The sequence below is a fragment of the Paracoccus sp. (in: a-proteobacteria) genome (assembly GCF_030536915.1).
Taxonomy (GTDB): domain Bacteria; phylum Pseudomonadota; class Alphaproteobacteria; order Rhodobacterales; family Rhodobacteraceae; genus Paracoccus.
In genome coordinates, this window is sequence record NZ_JAUNPC010000001.1 from 107,039 (window position 1) to 126,859 (window position 19,821).

Annotated in this window: 15 protein-coding genes and 1 pseudogene; 14 read left to right on the top strand and 2 right to left on the bottom strand. The window is 69.5% G+C overall.

The window, feature by feature from the left end; translation table 11 throughout:
* The first annotated feature begins 65 nt into the window (after window positions 1–65).
* The 6 genes from Q4F04_RS00555 (at window position 66) to pnp (ending at window position 6,143) form a co-directional block, all read left to right on the top strand.
* Window positions 66–710: a Tim44/TimA family putative adaptor protein gene (locus Q4F04_RS00555; RefSeq protein ID WP_303367881.1), complete on the top strand. Its 645-nt coding sequence runs from the start codon at window positions 66–68 to the stop codon at window positions 708–710.
* Window position 711: 1 nt separating this feature from the next.
* Complete coding sequence (locus Q4F04_RS00560) at window positions 712–1,332, top strand: Smr/MutS family protein (RefSeq protein ID WP_303367882.1); 621 nt, start codon at window positions 712–714, stop codon at window positions 1,330–1,332.
* Window positions 1,333–1,420: 88 nt separating this feature from the next.
* Entirely contained in the window at window positions 1,421–2,302 is an 882-nt protein-coding gene (locus Q4F04_RS00565; protein WP_303367883.1) for a calcium-binding protein, read from the top strand.
* A gap of 132 nt (window positions 2,303–2,434) precedes the next feature.
* Window positions 2,435–2,704: a 30S ribosomal protein S15 gene (gene rpsO / locus Q4F04_RS00570; protein WP_182792649.1), complete on the top strand. Its 270-nt coding sequence runs from the start codon at window positions 2,435–2,437 to the stop codon at window positions 2,702–2,704.
* Window positions 2,705–2,863: 159 nt separating this feature from the next.
* Window positions 2,864–3,472 (top strand): hypothetical protein, encoded by a 609-nt coding sequence (locus Q4F04_RS00575; RefSeq protein ID WP_303367884.1) that lies wholly within the window; start codon window positions 2,864–2,866, stop codon window positions 3,470–3,472.
* A 523-nt stretch (window positions 3,473–3,995) separates the two neighbouring features.
* On the top strand, window positions 3,996–6,143 hold the full coding sequence (gene pnp, locus Q4F04_RS00580; protein ID WP_303367885.1) for a polyribonucleotide nucleotidyltransferase: 2,148 nt from the start codon (window positions 3,996–3,998) through the stop codon (window positions 6,141–6,143).
* A 75-nt stretch (window positions 6,144–6,218) separates the two neighbouring features.
* On the opposite strand, the gene Q4F04_RS00585 is transcribed toward pnp, so the two are convergent.
* Window positions 6,219–7,238: a polysaccharide pyruvyl transferase family protein gene (locus Q4F04_RS00585; RefSeq protein WP_303367886.1), complete on the bottom strand. Its 1,020-nt coding sequence runs from the start codon at window positions 7,236–7,238 to the stop codon at window positions 6,219–6,221.
* Window positions 7,239–7,506: 268 nt separating this feature from the next.
* Here Q4F04_RS00585 and Q4F04_RS00590 point away from each other — a divergent pair, with 268 nt between their 5' ends.
* The 4 genes from Q4F04_RS00590 to Q4F04_RS00605 all read left to right on the top strand — a co-directional run bounded on the left by Q4F04_RS00590 (window position 7,507) and on the right by Q4F04_RS00605 (window position 14,021).
* Window positions 7,507–8,433, top strand: coding sequence for an ROK family protein (locus Q4F04_RS00590; protein WP_303367887.1), 927 nt, complete (start codon window positions 7,507–7,509; stop codon window positions 8,431–8,433).
* A complete protein-coding gene (locus tag Q4F04_RS00595; protein WP_303367888.1) occupies window positions 8,421–9,530 on the top strand; it encodes an N-acetylglucosamine-6-phosphate deacetylase in 1,110 nt (369 codons plus the stop codon). Before Q4F04_RS00590 ends, Q4F04_RS00595 begins: the two co-directional genes overlap by 13 nt.
* Window positions 9,531–9,636: 106 nt before the next feature.
* A complete protein-coding gene (locus Q4F04_RS00600; RefSeq protein ID WP_303367889.1) occupies window positions 9,637–10,890 on the top strand; it encodes an efflux RND transporter periplasmic adaptor subunit in 1,254 nt (417 codons plus the stop codon).
* The gene (locus Q4F04_RS00605) at window positions 10,890–14,021 is read left to right on the top strand and encodes an efflux RND transporter permease subunit (RefSeq protein WP_303367890.1); all 3,132 of its coding nucleotides are present in this window, start codon (window positions 10,890–10,892) and stop codon (window positions 14,019–14,021) included. Before Q4F04_RS00600 ends, Q4F04_RS00605 begins: the two co-directional genes overlap by 1 nt.
* 89 nt (window positions 14,022–14,110) lie before the next feature.
* On the opposite strand, the gene Q4F04_RS00610 is transcribed toward Q4F04_RS00605, so the two are convergent.
* Window positions 14,111–15,133 carry an aspartate-semialdehyde dehydrogenase gene (locus Q4F04_RS00610; protein ID WP_303367891.1) on the bottom strand — a complete coding sequence of 341 codons (1,023 nt, stop codon included), beginning with the start codon at window positions 15,131–15,133 and terminating at the stop codon, window positions 14,111–14,113.
* Between the two features lie 160 nt (window positions 15,134–15,293).
* On the opposite strand from Q4F04_RS00610, the gene Q4F04_RS00615 reads away from it, so the two are divergent.
* The 4 genes and pseudogenes from Q4F04_RS00615 (at window position 15,294) to Q4F04_RS00630 (ending at window position 19,757) form a co-directional block, all read left to right on the top strand.
* The gene (locus Q4F04_RS00615) at window positions 15,294–16,682 is read left to right on the top strand and encodes a M17 family metallopeptidase (protein ID WP_303367892.1); all 1,389 of its coding nucleotides are present in this window, start codon (window positions 15,294–15,296) and stop codon (window positions 16,680–16,682) included.
* A pseudogene (locus tag Q4F04_RS00620) lies at window positions 16,682–17,498 on the top strand (C40 family peptidase). Before Q4F04_RS00615 ends, Q4F04_RS00620 begins: the two are co-directional and overlap by 1 nt.
* Before the next feature lie 61 nt (window positions 17,499–17,559).
* Window positions 17,560–18,621: a saccharopine dehydrogenase gene (locus tag Q4F04_RS00625; protein WP_303367893.1), complete on the top strand. Its 1,062-nt coding sequence runs from the start codon at window positions 17,560–17,562 to the stop codon at window positions 18,619–18,621.
* Window positions 18,618–19,757, top strand: a complete 1,140-nt coding sequence (locus Q4F04_RS00630) for a saccharopine dehydrogenase family protein (protein WP_303367894.1) — start codon at window positions 18,618–18,620, stop codon at window positions 19,755–19,757. Before Q4F04_RS00625 ends, Q4F04_RS00630 begins: the two co-directional genes overlap by 4 nt.
* The last annotated feature ends 64 nt before the right edge of the window (window positions 19,758–19,821 follow it).

Consider the following 19,821-nt stretch of genomic DNA (forward strand, 5'->3'; position numbering starts at 1 on the left):
TGTGCCACCTACATAATCAGACGTTCAGATCAGACCAGACCTAACGCCAGGGGCGCACGCGGATAATGTCGAATACGATGCTACAGATCATCGTGCTGGGGGCCATCGCGGTCTTTCTCATCATGCGCCTGCGCAATGTCCTGGGTACCCGCGAGGGATTCGAGCGTCCGCCGCAGCCGGTCCAGGCCAGCCGCCCCGCGCCCGTGGCAGCACCCGCCCCCGAGGAAAGCGATGTGCTGGACCATGCCGAGCCCGGCACCCCCGCCGCCGAGGCGCTGACCGCGATGCAGCGGGCCGAGCCGTCCTTTGCCGTGGGACCTTTCCTTGCCGGCGCCCGGCAGGCCTATGAGATGATCCTGACCGCCTTCGAGCGCGGCGACCTGTCCGAGGTCCGCCCCTTCCTTGCCCCGCAGGTGGCCGAGGCCTTCGACGGGGTGATCCAGCAGCGGCAGGCGCAGGGCATCCGCACCGAGGTGCAGTATCTCGGCACCCGCGAGACCGGTCTGCAGGGGGCGAGCTTCGATCCGCAGAGCGGCACGGGCGAGATTTCCGTCCGCTTCGTGGGCGAGCTGATCGCCGTCCACCGCGATGCCCAGGGCAATGTGGTCGAGGGCGATCCCAAGGCCGCGCGCAAGCAGCGCGACGTCTGGACCTTTGCTCGCCGGATGGGTCAGGACGACCCGAACTGGCAACTGGTCGCGACCGCCTGAGATGTCCCGCCGCCGCGGCCGGGGCGGGTTGTCCGAGGATGACAAGGCGCTTTGGGCACAGGTTGCGCGCAGCGTGACACCCATGGCCGCGGCCGGGCGGCGGCGGATCACGGCCCCGCACCCCGACCCCGCGCCGCCCGCAGTCACGCCCCGCGCCCCGAGCGCTGCCCTGCCCCAGGACTTCAGCCTTGGGCGGGACCGGCCGCTGCCGCCGGTGCATGTCGCCCGCGTGCCTTCCCCGGCCGAGCGGCTTGCCGCGCAGCCGCTGCGGATGGACGCCAAGACCCACCGCTCGCTGACGCGCGGCAAGATGCGGCCCGATGCGCGGATCGACCTGCACGGGATGACGCTGGCGGTGGCCAAGGCGGAACTGACCGGCTTCATCCTGCGGGCGCAGGGGGCGGGCCACCGGCTGGTGCTGGTCATCACTGGCAAGGGCAGGGGCGACCAGGGACCGCTGCCCTTCCGTTCGGGCGCGCTGCGCCACGAGGTGCCGCACTGGCTGCAGATGGCGCCGGTCTCGCGCGCCGTGCTGCAGGTGGTTCCCGCCCATGTCCGCCATGGCGGCGGCGGGGCCTATTACGTCTGGTTGCGCCGCCCACGGGGGCCAGATGCGCCTTAACCCTTTCGTAACCTTTGGATATCCGGCGGGATGATTCGCGGCTAGGAAGGTCCGGCGGCCCTTGCCGCGTTCTGACCGGGGCTTCCGCATGCTCGTCCTGCTTTCGCTTGCCAGCGTGATGATGCTGGCCTTCGCCTTCGACCTGACCTCGGACGACGAGGAGGATCAGGACGATCAGGATGATCCCGCAGCCGAGCCGGATCTGGCCGAACCCGGACCCGAGCCGATCACCGGATCGGATGCCGGCGAATGGCTGGAAGGGTTCGAGCGCGACGACTGCATCGATGGCGCGGGGGGCGACGACGACATCCGGGCGGGCAGCGGCCATGACCTCGTGTCGGGTGGCGACGGCGACGACGTGATCCACGGCGATTACGCGGTGGAAGGGTTCGGCAACGACACCCTGCTGGGCGGTGCGGGCCACGACCTGCTGGCCGGGGAAGGCGGCGATGACCGGCTGGAGGGCGGCTCCGGCGACGACACCCTGATTGGCGGCGAGGGCAGCGACCTGATGCTTGGCGGCAGTGGCGCCGACTGGCTGTCGGGCTGCGAGGGCAACGACACGCTGCGGGCAGGTGCGGGCGCCGACGACCTGTCGGGCGACGCGGGCGACGACCTGCTGATCGCGGATGACGAGGATGCCGAGCGCGACTGGCTGCACGGGGGCGAGGGCGACGACACGCTGATCGGCGCCGCCGATGACTGGCTGGAGGGCGGGGCGGGCAACGACCTGTTCGAGCTTCCCGCCGACCGCATGGCGGGCCAGCCCCCCGCCACGCTGGGCGATTTCGACGCCGCGCATGACCGGCTGGATCTGGTTCTTTCCAGGACCGACCTGGACCAGGCCCTTGTCACGCTGGACCCGCAGCCCGACGGGTCGGCCTATGTGCGCCTGAACGGCACGGCGGTCGTCCATGTGCTGAACGCCGCGGGACTTGACGCCGCGCAGATCGGTCTGCGCGCGGCCTGAGGCTTTCTTTCGGCAAGAACTTTGCCTATACGCGCCCATCCGTTCCGGCGATTCGGGCGGATGACCTCCACGGGCCTGTGCTGGACGACATCCCGGCCTGCGCCATCACCCTTTTGCAAACAGGAGTCCCCGATGTCGATCACCGTCGAGGAAAAGGCCCGCGTCATGGGCGAATATGCCACCAAAGCCGGCGACACCGGCTCGCCCGAAGTGCAGGTGGCCATCCTCAGCTCGCGCATCGCGACGCTGACCGAGCATTTCAAGACCCACAAGAAGGACAACCACTCGCGCCGTGGCCTTCTGATGATGGTCGCCCAGCGCCGCAAGCTGCTGGACTACCTCAAGAACAAGGACGAGGCGCGCTACACCGACCTGATCGCGCGGCTGGGCCTGCGCCGCTGACACCATCGCCTCGTCGATCCCCGCGCCCGCAGCGAAAGCCGCGGGCGTTTTTCGTTCCGGACGGCGGCGCGCGCTTCGCCTAAAATGCGCGATATTGGTTTCTGGTGTCTTAACGGCAGGCGGGAAATCCTGTGTTCGCAACGAAACGGAGCGAACATCATGCCCAGCAGCATTTCCCATGGCCCCGCCGGCCAGATTGTCAGCGCCCTGATGCATCTCAGGAACGCGGCAAGACGGGCCGCGGACGAGTCTTCCCGGCAGGCAAACCCCCCGCCGGCCACGCCCGAGCCCGCCGAAAGCGCGGTCCGGTTCGACCTGTCCGGTCAGGAGGTCCGGCAGGCGGAGCAGGCTGCCCGTGACAGGGCGCCGGTGGCTGTCCCGGCGAATGGAACCCCTGCCCCCGTGACGCCTGCCGCCAAGGTTGCCGCAGCCTCTCCCTTGCCGGAGGCGCGGAACGCCGTCACTTCTGCCAAGGCCGCCAGTGCCTATCCGGCCGCGCCGTCTGCTTCGGCCTTGTCGGCAAGTCCCGCGACCATGGTCCCCGCCGGGGTGCAGCTCGCGACCTCGAGCAGCGCGCCCGAGGCAGGCGTCATCCCCGACGACGAGGCCGCGGCGCGCGCCTGGGCAATCCAGTCGCTTTCCCATGAAAACAGGCTGGGACTGATCGACCGGATCGCAGGGATGGCCGACCGTCCCGAGGCGGCAGAGCCCGCGGCCCCTGTCCCCGGTGCCGAAGCCAACGAGCCGCGGACGCTTGCGCGCGCATGACGCTCGCCCGTGCGGAAAGGCCGGTTGCGTCCCCAAGGCCTTTCCCTCGGGGACGGCCCTTTCCCATGACTCCAGCCTGGCTGCGGCGCTTCCCTTCGCATCTGAACCTGCCGGATGGCCGATTCGGCCGCCATGTCACCGGCAGCCCCACCCGACGCATCACTGTCAGGACCATCGCGCGGCCTTTCACGTCAGTGCCGGCATTGGCTGGATCGGCAGGCTGTTCGGCGGCGCCCACGAGCCGCCGACAGCACGCGCCCGGTAGGCCCGCGACAGGATGATGCCGCTGGGCATGGACCCCGACAATCAGCGACCTGTCCTTGCCTGCAAGGCCTGGGACCTGCCGTGCCAGTCCGGCCGCCGCCACGGATAATCCTTTTCTCGCGTTCCGTTTTCCTGTATGGGCGGTCAATCTGCGACGTGAGGCCCGCCCCCGGCCGCGCTTAAGGATTGGGGCAGGCGGCAATGGGGCCGCCATATGACACGGGCGGCCGGAGGGCCGGTGCGCCCCTGAGGAAACCAGATGTTCGACGAAGTGAAGAAATCGATCCAGTGGGGGCAGGAAACGCTCACCCTGGAAACGGGCAAGGTTGCCCGCCAGGCTGACGGGTCCGTCATCGCCACGCTGGGAGAAACCAGCGTCATGGCCAACGTGACCTTCGCCAAGGAACCGAAAGCCGGTCAGGACTTCTTCCCCCTGACCGTGCACTACCAGGAAAAATACTATGCCGCCGGCAAGATCCCGGGCGGCTTCTTCAAGCGCGAGGCGCGGCCGACCGAAAAGGAAACGCTGACCGCTCGCCTGATCGACCGTCCCTGCCGCCCGCTGTTCGCGCCCGGCTTCAAGAATGAAACGCTGGTCATGTGCACGGTGCTGTCGCATGACCTGGTCAACGACCCCGACATCGTGGCGATGATCGCGGCCTCGGCGGCGCTGACGATTTCCGGCGTGCCCTTCATGGGGCCGATCGGGGCGGCGCGCGTGGGTTTCGCGGGTGGCGAATACGTCCTGAACCCCGAGGTTGCCGACATGGACCACCTGCGGTCCAACCCCGAGCAGCGTCTGGACCTGATCGTCGCCGGCACCAAGGACGCCGTGATGATGGTTGAATCGGAAGCCTACGAGCTGACCGAGGAAGAGATGCTCGGCGCCGTCAAGTTCGGCCACGAGCAGATGCAGCCCGTGATCGACCTGATCGTGTCACTGGCCGAAGATGCCGCCAAGGAACCCTTCGACTTCCAGTCGCCCGATTATTCCGAGCTTTCCGCCCGCGTGAAGTCGCTGGGCGAGGAAGGGATGCGCGCGGCCTATGCGATCATCGACAAGGCCGACCGCCGCGACGCCATCCAGGCGGTCCGCGAACAGATCGTCGCCGACCTGTCCGAAGCCGAACTGGCCGACCCGAACCTCGGCTCGGCGCTGAAGAAGCTGGAATCGGGCATCCTGCGCGGCGACATCATCCGCGGGGGCGCCCGGATCGACGGCCGCGACAACCGCACCGTCCGCGCCATCGACTCGGAAGTCGGCATCCTGCCGCGCACGCACGGCTCGGCGCTGTTCACCCGCGGCGAGACCCAGGCGCTGGTCGTGACCACGCTGGGCACTGGCGACGACGAGCAAATCATCGACGCGCTGCATGGCAATTCGCGGTCGAACTTCCTGCTGCACTACAACTTCCCGCCCTATTCGGTTGGCGAGGTGGGTCGCGTGGGCAGCCCCGGCCGTCGCGAGATCGGCCACGGCAAGCTGGCCTGGCGCGCGCTGCAGGCGGTGCTGCCGGCGGCGACCGACTTCCCCTACACCATCCGCGTCGTGTCCGAGATCACCGAATCGAACGGCTCGTCGTCCATGGCCTCGGTCTGCGGCGGCTCGCTGGCGATGATGGACGCGGGCGTGCCGCTGAAGGCTCCGGTCGCAGGCGTGGCCATGGGTCTGATCCTTGAGGACGGGGACAACTGGGCGGTGCTGACCGACATCCTCGGCGACGAGGATCACCTGGGCGACATGGACTTCAAGGTCGCGGGCACCGAGAACGGCATCACCAGCTTGCAGATGGACATCAAGGTCCAGGGGATCACCCCTGCGATCATGGAACAGGCGCTGGCGCAGGCCAAGGACGGCCGGATGCACATCCTGTCCGAGATGTCGAAGGCCCTGACCGAAGGCCGGCGCGAGTTCTCGGCCCATGCCCCGCGCATCGAGACGATGACGATCCCCACCGACAAGATCCGCGAAGTGATCGGCTCGGGCGGCAAGGTCATCCGCGAGATCGTGGAAACCTCGGGCGCCAAGGTCGACATCAACGACGACGGCACCATCAAGATCGCCTCGGCCAATGCCGATTCGATCAAGAAGGCCTATGACATGATCTATTCGATCGTGGCCGAGCCCGAGGAAGGCAAGGTTTACACCGGCAAGGTCGTCAAGCTGGTGGACTTCGGCGCCTTCGTGAACTTCTTCGGCAAGCGCGACGGGCTGGTCCATGTCAGCCAGATTTCCGGCAAGCGCCTGACGCACCCGAACGAGGTGCTGAAGGAAGGCCAGGAGGTCAAGGTCAAGCTTCTGGGCTTCGACGACCGCGGCAAGGTCCGGCTGGGCATGAAGATGGTCGATCAGGACACCGGCGAGGAGATCACCGAGCCGAAGAAGGAAGAGGCACAGGCCGAGTAAGCCCGGTCCTGCCATCCCTTTGCACGCGCCCCGGCTGGAAACGGCCGGGGCCTTTTTCATTCCGGGGGCGGCATCCTACCGCCGGGGAAACCGCCCGCGTTTCCAGTGCCGCCAGCGCGCGGCCAACTGGCTGAGCCGGCCCTTGCCCGAGGCGACCGGCGGACGGCGTTCCGGCCGGGCTTCGGCCCCCAGCGCCGCGGCGAAGTCGTCCCCGTGACCGGCCAGCAACGCGCGGGCGTGCGCCGCGCAGGCCTGCGCGCGGTCCCGCGCCTCTGGCTGCAGGCAGCGGGCCAGCGCCTGATCAAGCTGCGCGTCGCTGGCGGTTTCCAGCGCATGGATCTCGGGCCAGCCCAGCAGGTCCGCCTGCCGCGTGACCTTGTCGCGGCCCGCGATCGCATCCACGGCCAGCACCGGCACCCCGTTCTTCAGCGCCAGCACCGTGCCATGCAGCCGCGTCGTCACCAGCGCGTCGAGCCGCGCGAGGATCGATTCGAACTCGGCCGGGCTGCCGATCCCGCTGCGGTTGGCGGAACGGGGCAGGGTCGTGTCCAGTTCGACCACCGCCGCGCCCGCGCGCCGCAGCAGCGCTTGCAGCCGCTGTTCAGCCAGGTCGTGCATCTGCCGCGTCCCGTATTCGCGCTGCGACCGCGCAAGGCACAGCCCCACCACGGGGACGCGGGCCACTTTCTGCAGAAAGCTCAGGTCCGGCCGCACCATCCGGTCGCTGTCGCGTTCCAGCAGCGCGTCGAACGGGTTGCAGGCGGCCAAGGGCGCAACCATCGTCAGGTTCACCCCGACCTGCGTGCAATGCCGGAACCGGGCAAGGACATGCGGGAACTTCACCGGGTAATCGGGCGCATAGGGACCGCAGACCACGATCAGATGGGTGAAGCCGGCCGGATCGAGGCTGGCTGCGTCCACCCAGGAGGGATCAAGCCCCAGCAGGTCCAGCGTATAGGGCGCGACATCGAAGGGAATGCCCAGTTCGTGCAGGCGGGCCTCGACCCGGTGCAGCACCTCTATGTCGCCGACGGTCGAAAAATGCCCTGTGACCAGCGCACGGCGGAGGGACGGGCCGGCGGGTTGGCCGGGCAAGGCGGGATCTTCCTTTGCGCTGAAAGGCGGCTGCAGAGGGCTCATCGTGGCCCCCGGCACATCCCAGCGGCCGGGGGGCCAGGATTTCCGCATGGTTCGGCCCGGACCAGCCCGGTCGCCGCCACGTCAGGCAGGCCCGAACCCTTCACCACGATGCCCGGCACCACCGTCATGGCCTTCCTTCCGCATTTGTTTCTAACTTGGCCGGCGCAGGGCGTTTGGCAAGCCGTCCCGTGGGCGCTAGGAACTGGAAAAAACGCGAGGGACCATGGACTGCGGCGGACTCGACATCGGTGGCACCAAGATCGAGGCGCGGCTGTTTGACGCCGGCCTCGGGACGATCGACACGCGCCGGGTGCCGACGCCCCGCGACAGCGCCGACGGCTTCTTCGCGGCGCTGGGCGGGCTGGTCGGCTGGCTGCGGGAATGCGCGGGCACCGACCTGCCCATCGGCATCGCCATGAGCGGCGTGGTCGAACCCGGCAGCGGCATCGCCCGGACCGCCAACCTGCCGATCAGCGGCGAGAACATGGCCGCAAGGCTGACCGAGGTTGCGGGACGGCCGTTGCCGGTGATGAACGATTCCATGGCGCTGGCTTTCTCGGAAGCGAACGGCGGCGCGGCCGACGGTCATGCGGCGGCGGTCGGGCTGATCATCGGCACCGGCTTTGCCGCCGGCGTTTGCCTTGACGGCCGTCCGGCGCAGCGCCCCGGCGGCATCGCGGTCGAGATCGGCCATTGCGGGATGCCCGCCCGCGCCCTTGCGCGGCACGGGCTGGACCTGTGGACCTGTGGCTGCGGACGGCCCGGCTGCATCGAGGCCTATGTCGCAGGGCCCGGCCTGACGCAGCTGGCGGCGCATATGGGGCTGGGAAAGATCACCGCCCCCGAACTGGCCGCCCGCGCGCATGAGGCCGCGGTCGAGGCGGTGCTGGCCGCCTGGGCCGACCTTGCCGCCGAGGCGCTGGAGGTGCTGCAGATGACCATCGACCCCGAGATCGTGGTTCTCGGCGGCGGCGTGTCGCAGATGCCCGGCATCATTGAGCGGCTTCAGGCGGCGCTTCCGGCGCGGCTGATGCCAGGCACGCCCCTTCCCATCCTCCGCCTGGCCCGGCACGGGGATGCAAGCGGGGTCCGGGGCGCGGCGCTCCTGGCCCGCATGACCGCCCGGGGCGAGATGCCGTGGATGCCCTGATCGCCGCCGACCTGATGTGGGCCGGCGGCGCGCTGCGGGAAGGATGGGCGCTCCGCCTGCGGGACGGCCGCATCGCCGCTGCGGGACCGCTTGGCCGGGACAGGCCGGACCGCAGGGTTCACCTGCTGATGCCCGGCGCCACCGACCTGCAGGTGAACGGCGGCGGCGGGGTGCTGTTCAACGCCGATCCCTCGCCCGCTGGCCTTGCCGCGATCCGGGTGGCGCATCGGTCCTTGGGCACCCACGCGATCCTGCCCACCGTGATCACCGACGTGCCCGAGGTGATGGAGGCTGCCGCCGATGCCGTGATCGCGGTCTGGGGGATGCCGGGCATCGCCGGCATCCACATCGAAGGTCCCCATATCGCCCCCGAGCGGCGGGGCACCCATGACGCCCGGCATATCCGGCCCATGGACGAGCGCACGCTGGCGGTGATGGCGCGGCTGCGCGCGGCCGGCATCCCGGTGCTGCTGACGCTGGCGCCGGAACTGGCGGATCCGGTGCTGCTGGCCCGTGCGCGGGCGCTGGGGGTGGTGCTGTCGGCGGGTCATTCCTCGGCCACGGTGGCGCAGGCGGAACTGGCCTTTGCCAATGGCGTCGGCATGGCCACGCATCTGTTCAATGCGATGCCGCCCTTGCATCACCGCGAACCCGGCCTTGCCGCCGCCGCGATCCTGTCGGACGCCTGGCTCGGCCTCATCCCGGACGGCATCCATGTGGACTGGGCCATGCTGCGGCTGGCGCTGGCCGCGCGTCCGCGGGCCGGGCGGTGCTTCATCGTGTCGGACGCCATGCCCAGCGTCGGCGGCCCCGCGGCCTTCACCCTCTACGGTCGCCGGATCGCGTTGCGCGACGGGCGGCTGGTCAACGCCGACGGCGCGCTGGCGGGGGCGCATCTGGACATGATGACGGGGCTTGCGCGGCTGCATCTTCAGGGTGGCGTTGCGCTTGGGGATTGCATCGCCATGGCGGGTGATGTGCCCCGCAGGGCGATGGGGCTGGCGCCGCTGGCCCTGGCGCTTGGTACCCCCGCCGATCACATCGCCGTGCTTGACGGGACACTGGGCTTCGCAGGCTGGCTCGACACGCTTTTCTGACGATTTCGTGCCCTTGCCGGGCATCGGGACGGCTGCGATGCTGAAACCCATGACATTCCGACTGCGACCGATTTCGTGGAGGCTTCGGCCGCGCCGCAAGGCGGGCATGAAAATGGTCGTGGCGGCCTTCGCCCTCGCCCTGATCGCCCCTGTTCCCGCCGCTGCGCAGGCGCCGGGTTCCGGGCCGGGCGCGCCGCAGGGCCCGCGCGAGGTCGGCGTCACCACCCTTCAGCGCGACACGGTGCCGGTGACCGTCACCCTGCCCGGCCGCGCGGTGGCTTATCAGGAAACCGGCATCCGCCCGCAGGTGGGCGGCGAGATCGTCGAGATCGCCTATCAGCCCGGCATCTCGGTCGAGGCGGGGACCGTTCTTTTCCGGCTGAACGACGACCAGCTTGCCGCCACGCTCTCGGCCGCCGAGGCCGCGGTGATCAGCGCCGAGGCTGCCGTCCAGGGCGCCACCGCCACCGTCAACCGCTATGACCGCCTGCAGGGCAGCGGCGTCAGCCGGGCCGAGCTTGAAACCGTGCAGGTCGCGCTGGCCAATGCCCGCGCCAGCCTTGCGGCGGCCGAGGCCGAACGCGCGCTGGCCCAGCTTGCCGTGGACCGGACCGAGATCCGCAGCCCCATCGACGGCGTGCCCGACATCGCCAATGTCTCGATCGGCGATCTCGTCACCGCCAACCAGGGCGATGTGCTGACCACCGTCACGCAGATCGATCCGATCTACGTCGATGTCTCGGATTCCCGCGCCCGCATCCTGCGCAACCGCGAGCAGCGGGCGCAGGGCCGGATGGTCCGGGTCGAGGGGCGCGAGGCCGAGCTGATCTTGGAAACCGGGCAGGTCTATCCCGAGGCCGGGCGCTTCGTCGCGCCGGGGCGCGAGGTCTCTCCCACCACCGGCACCGTCCCCTTCCGGCTGGAGTTCCCGAATCCCCACCGCCTGATCCTGCCGGGGCAGTTCGTGCGCGTGCAGATGACCGTCGGCGCGGTCGAGGGGGTGCTGGTCCCGCAGGGTCCGACGCGGCGATCCGCCGTGGGCCAGTTGACGGCCTTTGTCGCCCGCGAGGGCCGCGCGGTCGAGGTCGTGCTGACCGAGGCCGGGACCCATGAAAGCAACTGGATCGTGATCGATGGCGTCGAGGCAGGCGACCTGCTGATTCTCGACGGGCTGACCAACCTGAACGACGGCGACGAGATCACCACCATTCCCGTCACCATCGACCCCGAGGGCGTGGTGCGCGAGGTCCCCGGACCCGAGGCCACCGCCTTCCAGACCGCCCCGGCATCGGGCGAGGTTGCGCCCGTGCCGGCGGTGGCGGCCGCTCCGGCCCCGCGCCCCGCCGGCGTTGCCAACTGATGGCGCAGTTCTTCATCCATCGCCCGGTCTTCGCCTGGGTGCTGGCGATCGTGACGATGCTGGCCGGGGTCTGGGGGCTGCTGAGCCTGCCCGTGTCCCAATATCCCGACATCGCACCGACGACGATCCGCATCTCGGCCAGCTATCCCGGCGCGACCGCCGAGGCGGTGCAGAACTCGGTCACGACGCAGATCGAGGACACGCTGACCGGGCTGGAGGGCCTGCTTTATTTCGAATCCTCGTCCTTCCGGGGTCGGTCCTCGCTGACCCTGACCTTCGACGACAGCGTGGACCCCACGGATGCCCTGAACGACGTGCAGTCGCGGGTCCGCAGCGTCGAATCGCGCCTGCCCTCGGCGGTGCAGTCGGACGGGGTGTCGGTCACGCGCTCGACCTCGTCGATCCTGATGGTGGGGTCGCTGGTCTCGACCGACGGGCGCTATTCCACGGTCGAACTGGGCAACCTGCTGGAGGAGGTCGTGGAAGGCCCGGTCAAGCGCGTGGACGGGGTGGGCGGCATCGACATCTTCGGCTCGGGCTATGCCATGCGGATCTGGCTGGACCCGCTTCGGCTCGCGCAGTTCCAGTTGACGCCCTCGGACATCACGGCGGCGGTGGCGGAACAGAACTCGACCGTCTCGGTCGGCTCGCTCGGCAGCCAGCCGGTGGTGCCGGGCCAGCAGTTCACCGCCACCATGACCGCGCAGAGCCAATTGACCAGCGCCGACGATTTCCGCCGCATCCTGCTGCGGACCGGCGCCGACGGCTCGAACGTCTGGCTGGGCGACGTGGCCGAGATCGAGATCGGTCAGGAAGCCTATGGCGCCAACAGCCGCTTCAACGGCGCCAATGCCTCGGGCTTCGGGGTGAACCTGGAAACCGGCGCCAACGCCGTGGACACCGCCGCGGGTGTGCGGGCGGTGCTGGAGGGGCTGCAGCCCGCCCTGCCGGACGGGGTGGAACTGCGGGTCGCCTATGACACCTCGCCCTTTGTCGAGCAGTCGATCGAGAAGGTCTACCACACGCTGCTGGAAGCCATCGTCCTGGTCATCGCGGTGATCCTGGTCTTCCTGCAAAGCTGGCGGGCGACGATCATCCCGGTGGTCGTGGTGCCCGTGGTGCTGCTGGGCACCTTCGCCGTGCTGTTCGCCTTCGGCTACACGATCAACACCCTGACCATGTTCGCCATGGTGCTGGCGATCGGCCTGCTGGTGGACGATGCCATCGTCGTGGTGGAAAACGTGGAACGCATCATGCGCGAGGACGGTCTCGACCCCGTCCGGGCGACCGAGGTGGGGATGCGCCAGATCACCGGCGCGCTGATCGGCATCGCGGTGGTGCTGTCGGCGGTGTTCCTGCCGATGGCCTTCATGGCCGGCTCGACCGGTGTGGTCTATCGGCAGTTCTCGGTCACGATCATTACTGCGATGATGCTGTCGCTGGCGGCGGCCCTGATCCTGACGCCGTCCCAGACCGCGACGCTGTTGCGCCCCCATCACGGACCGCCACGCTTCGCGCCCGCGCGCTGGTTCAACCGCGGCTTCGACCGGGCGACCGACTGGTACACGCGGGTCATCGCCCGCACCGTGCGCCACCCGCTGCTGGTGGTGCTGCTGCTGGCCGTCATCAGCGTCGTGGTCTGGCAGCTTTTCACGCGGATGAACTCGACCTTCCTGCCGACCGAGGATCAGGGCGTGCTGATGGCCCAGATCAACCTGTCGGAAGGCTCGACCACCCAGCAGACGCTGGCCGTGGTCGAGGAGATCGAAACCTACCTGCTGAACGAGGAACCCGCCGTCGCCTCGACTTTCGGCGCCCTGGGCTTCGGCTTCTCGGGAACCGGGCAGGGGCGGGCCACCTTGTTCGTGCGGCTCAAAGGCTTCGACGAGCGTGGCGACCCCGAGCTTTCGGCCCAGGCCCTTGTCCAGCGCGCCACCGAGCGTTTCGCCAACCATCGCGCAGGCCGCATCAACTTCGTCCAGCCGCCGCCGATCCAGGGGCTTGGCAACAGCGCCGGCTTCCAGATGTTCCTGATCGACCAGTCGGCCCAGGGCACGGCCGCGCTGCGCGAGGCCGCGCAGGCGCTGGAGGAGGCAGCCAACGACCACCCGCAACTGGCCAACGTCCGCAGTTCGGGGGACGAGGATACCGCCGCGCTCAGGCTCGACATCGACCCCCAGCGGGCCGAGGCGCTGGGGCTCAGCCTCTCCGAGGTGAACGGGATGCTGGCCACGATCTTCTCGGGGCGCGAGGTCAACGACTTCGCCATGGGCGCCACCCTGCGCCCGGTGATCGTGCAGGCGGGGGCCGAGTTCCGCATGCAGCCCGAGAACCTGGAAGACTGGTATGCCCGCAACGCCTCGGGCGAGATGGTCCCCTTCAGCGCCTTCATGTCCACCCGCTGGGAACCGATCGCCCCGCGGCTGTCGCGCTTCGAGGGCACCAACGCGATCTCGGTTTCCGGCAACGAGGCGCCGGGCGCGACCTCGGGCCAGGCGATGGTCGCGATGGAGGAACTGGTCGCCCAGATGCCCGGCGGCTATGGCGTGGCCTGGACCGGGCTTGCCTATCAGGAACGCCAGGCGGGCAACCAGGCGCCCTTCCTTTACGCGCTGTCGGCGCTGGTGGTCTTCCTGTGCCTCGCGGCGCTTTACGAAAGCTGGACGGTGCCCTTCGCGGTGATGCTGTCGGTGCCGGTCGGCATCCTCGGCGCGGTGCTGGCCGCGCTGATCTTCGGGCAGTCGAACGATGTCTATTTCAAGGTCGGCATCCTCACGACCATCGGCCTTGCGGCCAAGAACGCCATCCTGATCGTGGAATTCGCCCGCGATCTCGAGGTCGCGGGCCGCAGCACCGTCGATGCCGCCATCGAGGCCGCCAAGCTGCGCCTGCGCCCGATCCTGATGACCTCGCTGGCCTTCATCCTGGGCGTGCTGCCGCTGGCGATCGCCTCGGGGGCGGGGGCCGCGGCGCAGAACTCGATCGGGATCGGGGTGATGGGCGGGATGATCTCGGCCACCTTCCTCGGCATCTTCATGATCCCCGGCCTTTACGTCGCCGTCCGCCGCCTGACCGGCAACCGGCCGCTGGCCGGCACCCATGCGCAGCCCGCAGGGCAGGCAACTGCATGAGAAAAGCCGCCTTGGTGAGGCGGCTTTGAAGGGTTCGGAACGGGAACCGCCCTTTGCGAACAGTCCGCCGGACCGTTCGCGGACGTCCCTTATCCTTTCTTCAGGATGCGGTTGCCCAGAAGCTCGGCGATCTGGACCGCGTTCAGGGCCGCCCCTTTCCGCAGGTTGTCGCTGACGCACCACAGGTTCAGCCCGTTTTCCACTGTCTGGTCCTGGCGGATGCGGCTGATGTAGGTCGCGTCCTCGCCCGCGGATTCGACCGGGGTGACGTAGCCGCCGGGCTCGCGCTTGTCGATCACCAGCACGCCCGGCGCCTCGCGCAGAATGTCGCGGGCCTCGTCCTCGTCCAGGAAGTCCTCGAACTCGATGTTGAGCGATTCCGAATGGCCGACGAAGACCGGAACCCGCACGCAGGTCGCCGTGACCTTGACCGAGGGGTCGAGGATCTTCTTGGTCTCGGCCACCATCTTCCATTCCTCTTTCGTCTGGCCGTCCTCCATGAAGACGTCGATCTGGGGAATGACGTTGAAGGCGATCTGGCGCTGGAACTTCTTGGGTTCGACCTCCTGCCCCGGGACATACATCCCCTTGGTCTGGGACCAGAGCTCGTCCATGCCGTCCTTGCCCGCGCCCGACACCGACTGGTAGGTGGACACCACCACCCGCTTGATCCGCGCCCGGTCATGCAGCGGCTTCAGCGCCACCACCATCTGCGCGGTCGAGCAGTTGGGGTTCGCGATGATCATCTTGTTGCGGTAATCCTCGATCGCGTCGGCGTTCACCTCGGGCACGATCAGCGGGATCGCGGGGTCGTAGCGGTAGAGCGACGAGTTGTCGATCACCACGCAGCCCTGGCTGGCGGCGATGGGGGCGTATTTCTTCGTGGCCTCGGACCCGATGGCGAACAGCGCCATGTCGTAGCCGGAAAAGTCGAAGCCCTCGATGTCCTTGGTCTTGAGCGTCTTGTCGCCGAAGCTGACCTCGGTGCCAAGGCTCCGGCGCGAGGCCAGAGCCACCACCTCATCGGCAGGAAACTGGCGCTCGGCCAGGATGCTCAGCATTTCGCGGCCCACGTTCCCCGTGGCCCCCGCGACGACGATCTTGTAGCCCATCGACGTCCCTTTCACGAACAAGACGGCGGGGCATAGCTGATAATGCGGGCGAAGTGAAGGCTGCGCGGGTGCAATGGGTATTTGGGCCAGAAAGAAGCCGCCGGTCTTCCTTTCCAGCCCGGATAGCCGCAGAAACTGTGTCGCAGGACAGGAGATGCCGATGACCGAGCCCGAGTTCGCCCCCGCCGATGCCGAAAGCCGCCCGCTGTGGCTGGTCCCCCAGGGTGATGACGGCCCGGTCTGGCCCGAGGGCATGGACGCGGGTTTTGCCAAGGCGTCCGGCTTTACCGCCAATCCGGGCCAGATCTGCCTGCTGCCGGGAGAGGGTGGGGTATCGGGGGCGTTGTTCGGCATCGGCAAGCCCGCCACCCCCGCCGACCGCCCGGCGCGCGAACGCTTCCCGCTGGCCCGTGCCGCTGAGGGGCTGCCCGAGGGCGCGTGGCATCTGGAGGGTGCGCCCGACAGCTATGATCTGACGCATGGGGCGCTCGGCTGGCTGTTCGCTCAATATCGCTTCGCCCGCTACAAGAAGGCCGAGCCGCCGAAGGCCCGGCTGGTCTGCCCTGAGGGCGTGGACTGCGAGGCCGTGCTGGCGATGGCGGCGGGCGAGTATCTGGCCCGCGACCTCATCAACACGCCCGCCTCCGACATGGGTCCGGCCGATCTGGAAGCCGCCGCCCGTGACTTGGCCGCCCGGCACGGCGCCTCTGTGGATGTGATCACGGGCGAGGCGCTGGCCGAGGGCTTCCCCATGATCCACGCCGTCGGTCGCGCGGCTGGGCCGGGCCGCGCCCCGCGGCTGATCGACCTGCGCTTTCCGGGCGAGGGGCCTGCGCTCACGCTGGTCGGCAAGGGGGTCTGCTTCGACACCGGGGGACTGGACATCAAGCCCTCGGCCTCGATGCTGATCATGAAGAAGGACATGGGCGGGGCCGCGAATGTCCTGGGCCTGGCCGAGACGCTGGCACGGCTGGGCCGCGCAGGCGGGCTGCGGGTGCTGGTGCCGGCGGTGGAGAACGCGGTCGCGGGCGACAGCTTCCGCCCCGGCGACGTGCTGGCCAGCCGCAAGGGCCTGACGGTCGAGGTCAACAACACCGACGCCGAGGGCCGCCTGGTCCTGGCCGACGCGCTGGCCTATGCCGCCGAGGAAAGCCCGGGCCTGCTGCTGTCCATGGCCACACTGACCGGGGCCGCGCGAGTGGCCCTCGGCCCTGACCTGCCGCCCTTCTTCTGCGACGACGACGCGGTGGCCGAGGCGCTGTATCAGGCGGGCCGCGACCATGCCGACCCGGTCTGGCGGATGCCCTTCTGGGAGCCCTACGAATCCATGATCGAGCCCGCCATTGCGGACCTCGACAACGCCCCTTCGGGCGGCTTCGCGGGGGCGATCACCGCCGCGCTGTTCCTGCGCCGCTTTACCGGCGGGGCGGGAGTCTACGCGCATTTCGACATCTACGGCTGGCAGCCCGCGGCGGCGCCGGGGCGGCCCAAGGGCGGCGTCGGGCAGGGGATGCGCGCGATTCTGCACGCGCTGCCGACCATCGCCTGATGGACCGCCGCCTGACCCCCGCCACCGACCGTGTGGCCCTGCGCGGATCGGGGGTCGCGCGGGAGACGCTGACCGATGGCCGGCCGATGCGGCTGGCCGCTCCGCTGGCCGACCTGCTGCGCGCGCCCGAGGGCGCCCGGGACCGCCAGCTTCTGCACGGCGCCGACGTCACACTGATCGAGGAACGCGACGGCTGGGGCTTCGTGCAGGCAGCGGCGGACGGCTATTGCGGCTGGGTGGCGCTGTCCGCGCTGACCGCGGAACGCCCCGCAATCAGCCATCGCGTGACGGCAGCGGCCCGCGCCCGACTTCAAGCAGCCCGAACGGGGCAGCCTGTCCATGGGCGCACGGCTGGCGGTCACGGGCACCGAGGGCCGCTTTGCGCGACTGGCGGACGGCCTCCTCGTGCCGCTCCAGCACATCTCGGACCATCCTGCCGATGACCCGGCCGAGGTCGCCCTGCGCCTTCTCGGCACGCCCTACCTGTGGGGCGGGAACAGCCGCTGGGGCATCGACTGCTCGGGGCTGGCGCAAGCGGCGTTGCACGGGGCGGGGATCGCCTGTCCCGGCGACAGCGACCTGCAGCGCGAGGCCTTTCCTGAAACCGAGACGATCCAGCGCGGCGACCTGCTGTTCTGGCCGGGCCATGTGGCGCTGGCGCTGGACGCCCGGACGATGGTCCACGCGACCGCCTGGACCATGTCGGTCATCACCGAAAACATCGCCGCCGCCATCGCCCGCATCGATGCCGCTGGCGACGGCCCCTTCCTTGGCGCTCGCCGTCCGCGTCTGGACGACCGCATCGCCTTTCCGTAACTGTCGCGCAGCATGGACGAATGGCCCGCCGCGGGCCGGCGGCAGCAGGAGGAGGGGTCTGATGGTGCATCTCTGGGTCCGGGCGGAAAGCCGCCCCAACGAGGACAGGGTCGGCATCACCCCCGAGGGCGTGCGCGACCTGATCCGCCGCGGCTTCCGCGTCACCGTCGAGGACAGCCCCCGCCGCGTGATCCCGACCGCCGACTATCGCGCCGCCGGGGCCTCGATCGCGCCTGAAGGGTCGTGGCCTGAGGCGCCCGTGGACGCCATCATCTTCGGCCTGAAGGAACTGCCCGAGGACGGCAACCCCCTGATGCACCGCCACATCATGTTCGGCCATGCCTTCAAGGGCCAGCCCGCGGGCGAGGTGCTGCTGCGCCGCTTCCGCGAGGGCGGCGGGCGGCTTTACGACCTGGAATACCTGCTGGACGACAAGGGCCGCCGCCTTGCGGCCTTCGGCTACTGGGCGGGCTACGCGGGCGCGGCGGTCACGCTGAAGGCCTGGGCCGCGCAGCAGCGGGGCGAGATCTGCGCGCCTGTCGGCACCTGGCCCGGCAAGGACGCGCTGACGGCGGCGCTGCGGGCGGAACTGGACGGGACCGGCCATGCCCGTCCCCGCGCCATCGTCATCGGCGCAAAGGGCCGCGTGGGCAGCGGGGCGGCCGACCTTTGCGCCGAAGTCGGCGTCCGGGTCACCAAATGGGACATGGCGGAAACCGCGCATGGCGGGCCCTTCCCGGAAATCCTGCTGCACGAGGTCTTCCTCAACTGCATCCTCGCGCAGCCCGGCTGCCCGGTCTTCGTCCCGGAAAGCGCCGTGAACCCCGGCCGCGCCCTGAGGGTCATCGGCGACATCGCCTGCGACCCGACCAGCGCCTTCAATCCGGTCCGCGTCTATGACCGCACCACCACATGGGACACGCCTGTGCTGCGGGTGGCGGACAATCCGCCGCTCGATGTCATGGCCATCGATAACCTGCCCTCGATGCTGCCGCGGGAATCGAGCCTTGACTATGCCGCGCAACTGCTGCCGGTGCTGCGGGCGCTGGACGCCATCGATACCGGCCCCTGGGGCCGCGCCGCCGATATCTGTGACACCCATCTGAAAGGGCTTGCGCCATGACGATCCACTGGGTCGGAACCGGACTTTCCTCGATCCCCGGTCTGCGGCGGCTGCTGCAGGGGCAGACCCCCGTCGTGGTCTGGAACCGCACGGTCGACAAGGCGCGCGAGGCGGTCGGCGACCTGGCCGCCGACATCCGCGAATACACCTCGCAGGCGCTGGCGGCGGCGGTCCAGCCGGGCGACGTAGTGGTGTCCATGCTGCCCGCCGACCAGCACCCGGTCGTGGCCCGCATCTGCATCGGGAAGCGGGCGCATTTCGTCAGTTCGTCCTATATCTCGCCCGAGATGGCGGCGCTGGAACAGGCGGCGATGGACGCGGGCGTGGCGCTGGTGAACGAGGTCGGGCTGGACCCCGGCATCGACCACCTGATGGCGCATGAGCTGGTGGCGGACTACCGCCATGTGGCCAGGGCCGGCGACCGGATCAGCTTCACCAGCTATTGCGGCGGCATTCCCAAACATCCCAACCCCTTCCGCTACAAGTTCTCGTGGTCGCCGCTGGGCGTGCTGCGGGCGCTGCGCTCGCCGTCCCTGTCGATCCGCGATGGCGAGGAGCGGCGGGTCGAGCGTCCCTGGCACGCGATCGAGCCCTACGAGGCGCCGCTGCCGGTGCCCGAGCATTTCGAGGTTTATCCGAACCGCGATTCCACCGCCTTCATCGGCCAGTACGGCTTCGATCCCGATTGGGAGATCAGGGATTTCGTGCGCGGCACGATCCGCCTGAAAGGCTGGTCCGAGGCTTGGGCCGATGTCTTCGCCGAGGTCGAGGGCCTTGCCGGCCCTGAAGGCGACGCCCGCCTGGGCGAGATGGCCGACGAGTTCTGGTCCCGCCACGCCTATGCCGAGGGTGAGCCCGACCGCGTCGTGCTGTTCGTCCGCCTTGCCGCGATGCGGGGGAACGAGGCGGTGTTCGACAAGGAATGGGTGCTGGACGCGCAGGGCGACAAGAACGGCACCGCGATGGCGCAGCTCGTGTCGGTCCCCGTCGCGCTGGCGGTCGAGGCGGTGCTGGCGGGCGCCTTCCCTGCCGGCGTCCACGCCGCCCCCGACGATCCCGACCTGATCGGCCGCTGGCTGGTCGAGGCGGGCGACATCGCCGACCACATGGCCAAGGTGGACCACCTGAAGGGCTGAAGCGGCAGTTCCGGGCGTTCCCGGCCAGCCTGCGGACAGGGGGCGACCGGGGCAGTCAAGCCGG

Excerpts from the sequence above, each read along its gene's own strand:
- Q4F04_RS00555 (WP_303367881.1), top strand. The coding sequence starts at position 66 with ATGTCGAATACGATGCTACAGATCATCGTGCTGGGGGCCATCGCGGTC.
- Q4F04_RS00560 (WP_303367882.1), top strand. The coding sequence starts at position 712 with ATGTCCCGCCGCCGCGGCCGGGGCGGGTTGTCCGAGGATGACAAGGCG.
- Q4F04_RS00565 (WP_303367883.1), top strand. The coding sequence starts at position 1,421 with ATGCTCGTCCTGCTTTCGCTTGCCAGCGTGATGATGCTGGCCTTCGCC.
- rpsO (WP_182792649.1), top strand. The coding sequence starts at position 2,435 with ATGTCGATCACCGTCGAGGAAAAGGCCCGCGTCATGGGCGAATATGCC.
- Q4F04_RS00575 (WP_303367884.1), top strand. The coding sequence starts at position 2,864 with ATGCCCAGCAGCATTTCCCATGGCCCCGCCGGCCAGATTGTCAGCGCC.
- pnp (WP_303367885.1), top strand. The coding sequence starts at position 3,996 with ATGTTCGACGAAGTGAAGAAATCGATCCAGTGGGGGCAGGAAACGCTC.
- Q4F04_RS00590 (WP_303367887.1), top strand. The coding sequence starts at position 7,507 with ATGGACTGCGGCGGACTCGACATCGGTGGCACCAAGATCGAGGCGCGG.
- Q4F04_RS00600 (WP_303367889.1), top strand. The coding sequence starts at position 9,637 with ATGAAAATGGTCGTGGCGGCCTTCGCCCTCGCCCTGATCGCCCCTGTT.
- Q4F04_RS00605 (WP_303367890.1), top strand. The coding sequence starts at position 10,890 with ATGGCGCAGTTCTTCATCCATCGCCCGGTCTTCGCCTGGGTGCTGGCG.
- Q4F04_RS00610 (WP_303367891.1), bottom strand. The coding sequence starts at position 15,133 with ATGGGCTACAAGATCGTCGTCGCGGGGGCCACGGGGAACGTGGGCCGC.
- Q4F04_RS00615 (WP_303367892.1), top strand. The coding sequence starts at position 15,294 with ATGACCGAGCCCGAGTTCGCCCCCGCCGATGCCGAAAGCCGCCCGCTG.
- Q4F04_RS00625 (WP_303367893.1), top strand. The coding sequence starts at position 17,560 with ATGGTGCATCTCTGGGTCCGGGCGGAAAGCCGCCCCAACGAGGACAGG.
- Q4F04_RS00630 (WP_303367894.1), top strand. The coding sequence starts at position 18,618 with ATGACGATCCACTGGGTCGGAACCGGACTTTCCTCGATCCCCGGTCTG.